Consider the following 3089-nt stretch of genomic DNA (forward strand, 5'->3'; position numbering starts at 1 on the left):
CTTCAATGCTTCAAATTGAGATAACTGAAAGTGATATAAGTGCATACTTGAAGGATATTCTTGTTTTTTTAAGGGAGTTAAAAAAGAGAAATATTATTATTGCTCTAGACGACTTTGGTGTTGGAACCTCCTCGCTTTTATTTTTGAAGGAACTCCCGATCGATGTAATAAAAATTGATCAAAATTTTATTAAAAATGTTCCAAAAGAGGAATTTGATACGATTCTGTTATCTGGTATTTTTAAAGTCATCAAGGCTTTAAATAAAGATATTGTTGTTGAAGGAATTGAAAAGGAGGAGCAACTTATATATATTACTTCTCAAAATAGAACGAAAATTCAAGGATTTTATTTTAGTCGTCCATTACCATTTACTGTTCTTGAAAATAAATATTTCAATATTTAATCAAGATATTGTTAGTGAAAGTCTGCCAATAAGGGACAGGCTTTTTTCTATTGTATTAGATAAAAATATATCTTGGTTTGATAGGAACCCCTATATTTTCAACTTTTGTTCAGAAGGCTTGTCATCCTTTATTACCTGGGTAATAACAGATGTATGATAAGGCTAATAAGGACAAAGGACTAAATAAAGTAATAGAATTAAATCATACAGAAATGAAGGAGCAATTATAGGTTATTCACATCTTTAGCCCATACTATACTTTCTTAATAAGGTAGACTGTTGGATTTCATTTATATAACAGTTGCTCTATCTCCTTTTTTATCCGAAATAACCGGGTATATTTACTTGTCCAACAAAATACAGGCTATCAATAACTATATGACAAACAGTGCATTTGATATAGTGCGAACATAAGGATACAAATTCTAAGATAAGTAATAATTATTATTTTATTGAATAAATATATATCGATAGTTTTAATAGCGCTTACATAGATAACTTCCTGATAACTATCAAAGTATAAATAAAAATAGCAGGAGGGATTAGGATGATTTATTTACAGCCTGGAACAGAAGGGGCAAAAGTAAGTTTTAAAACAAGATATAACAATTATATTGGTGGTGAGTGGTTACCACCTGTGAAAGGGGAATATTTTGAGAATGTATCTCCTGTAAACGGAAAAGTATTCTGTGAAATCCCTCGTTCAACTGCAGAGGATATTGAACTTGCGTTAGACGCAGCTCATGCAGCGAAAGTGACATGGGGGGAAACGTCTGTAGCTGAGCGTGCGAATCTATTAAACAAAATTGCGGATAGAATTGAACAAAATTTAGAAACGTTAGCTGTTGCGGAAACGTGGGATAATGGTAAACCTATACGTGAAACATTAAATGCAGATCTCCCGCTAGCAATTGATCACTTTAGGTATTTTGCTGGCTGTATTCGTGCTCAGGAGGGTAGTATTAGTGAAATTGATAAGGATACAGTAGCATATCATTTTCAAGAGCCATTAGGAGTAGTAGGGCAAATCATTCCATGGAATTTTCCGATTTTAATGGCTGTTTGGAAACTTGCGCCTGCTCTTGCTGCAGGAAATTGTGTTGTTCTTAAACCTGCAGAACAAACTCCTGCTAGTATTTTAGTGTTAATGGAACTAATTGAAGACATTCTACCAAAAGGTGTCGTAAATATAGTGAATGGATTTGGGGTAGAAGCAGGAAAACCACTAGCCTCTAATAGTCGTATTGCAAAAATTGCCTTTACAGGTGAGACAACCACTGGCAGATTGATTATGCAATATGCTTCACAAAACCTGATTCCTGTAACCCTCGAATTAGGTGGAAAATCTCCGAATATATTCTTTGAAGATGTGTTGTCAAAGGAGGATGATTTTCTTGATAAAGCAATAGAAGGGTTTGTGCTGTTTGCCCTCAATCAAGGTGAGGTGTGTACATGTCCATCACGCGCACTCATTCAAGAATCAATCTATGATGAATTTATGGAAAGAGCTTTAAAACGTGTTAATCAGATTAAACAAGGTAATCCACTAGATACAACTACAATGGTTGGTGCTCAGGCGTCAAATGAGCAATTAGAAAAAATTCTTGCATATATAGATATTGGTAAACAAGAAGGAGCTCAAGTATTAACCGGTGGGGAACGGAATATTTTAGAAGGAGATTTGAGTGAAGGGTATTATGTAAAGCCTACTGTTTTTAAAGGGAGAAATAGCATGAGAATTTTCCAAGAAGAAATATTCGGACCAGTTGTATCTGTTACTACATTTAATGATGATAGTGAAGCACTAAGCATAGCTAATGATACGTTATATGGATTAGGAGCTGGAGTTTGGTCGAGAGATATTCATACTGCTTATAAGTTTGGTAGGGGTATTGAAGCAGGGCGTGTATGGACAAATTGCTATCATGCATATCCAGCGCATGCAGCGTTTGGTGGATACAAAATGTCGGGAATCGGAAGAGAAAATCATAAAATGATGCTTAGTCATTATCAACAAACAAAAAATATGTTAGTAAGCTATAGCTCTACTAAATTAGGGTTTTTCTAAATAATTTAAACTGACTTCCGCAAAATGATGCGGAAGTCAGTATTATTAGGAGGATGTTTTCTGATGGGAGATGTTGAAAAGGTAATCTGCACAAAAAAGGCAAAAGAGTTAATTGCAGAATTAAAAAGGAAGCATGGTCATTTAATGTTCCATCAATCTGGTGGATGTTGTGATGGTAGTTCACCAATGTGCTACTTAATGGATGAATTCTTAATAGGAAATGAGGATGTTTTATTAGGGTATATAGAGGATTGTCCTTTTTATATCGGAAAAGCACAGTATGAATATTGGAAGCATACACAATTAATAATTGATGTAGTAGATGGCAGAGGAGGGATGTTTTCGCTTGAAGGACCAGAAGGGGTTAGGTTTTTAACAAGATCGAGAATTTTTACAGAAGAGGAAAGAAAACAGTTATAATTACTTTTTCAATAAGTACTAGTTGTAAAAAAGATATTTATTATAATTTCTAAAAAACTTTTTTAGAATAGTTGACAAATAAATATAATTAAGTTATTATTAGATTCTTCCTACGAAAGGAAGTTTCGAATATTATCCCGAAAAAATAATTCGAAAAAGTTATTGACCTTTATTGGTTGATATGATATATTAATAAA

Annotated in this window: 3 protein-coding genes; all 3 read left to right on the plus strand. The window is 33.5% G+C overall.

Annotation, left to right across the window (positions count from 1 at the left end):
* Positions 1-404 (plus strand): EAL domain-containing protein (locus HU235_RS23310; protein ID WP_174881760.1); only part of this gene is annotated, 404 nt, incomplete at its 5' end.
* 547 nt (positions 405-951) lie between these two features.
* Positions 952-2472, plus strand: a complete 1521-nt coding sequence (gene adh / locus HU235_RS23315; protein ID WP_174881761.1) for an aldehyde dehydrogenase — start codon at positions 952-954, stop codon at positions 2470-2472.
* Between the two features lie 63 nt (positions 2473-2535).
* A complete protein-coding gene (locus tag HU235_RS23320) occupies positions 2536-2892 on the plus strand; it encodes a DUF779 domain-containing protein (RefSeq protein WP_095303553.1) in 357 nt (118 codons plus the stop codon).
* The last annotated feature ends 197 nt before the right edge of the window (positions 2893-3089 follow it).

The sequence above is a fragment of the Metabacillus niabensis genome (assembly GCF_902829255.1).
Taxonomy (GTDB): Bacteria; Bacillota; Bacilli; order Bacillales; family Bacillaceae; genus Metabacillus; species Metabacillus niabensis.

What these genes read in the sequence shown, in the direction of transcription:
- adh (WP_174881761.1), top strand. Translation starts at nt 952, where the DNA reads ATGATTTATTTACAGCCTGGAACAGAAGGGGCAAAAGTAAGTTTTAAA.
- HU235_RS23320 (WP_095303553.1), top strand. Translation starts at nt 2,536, where the DNA reads ATGGGAGATGTTGAAAAGGTAATCTGCACAAAAAAGGCAAAAGAGTTA.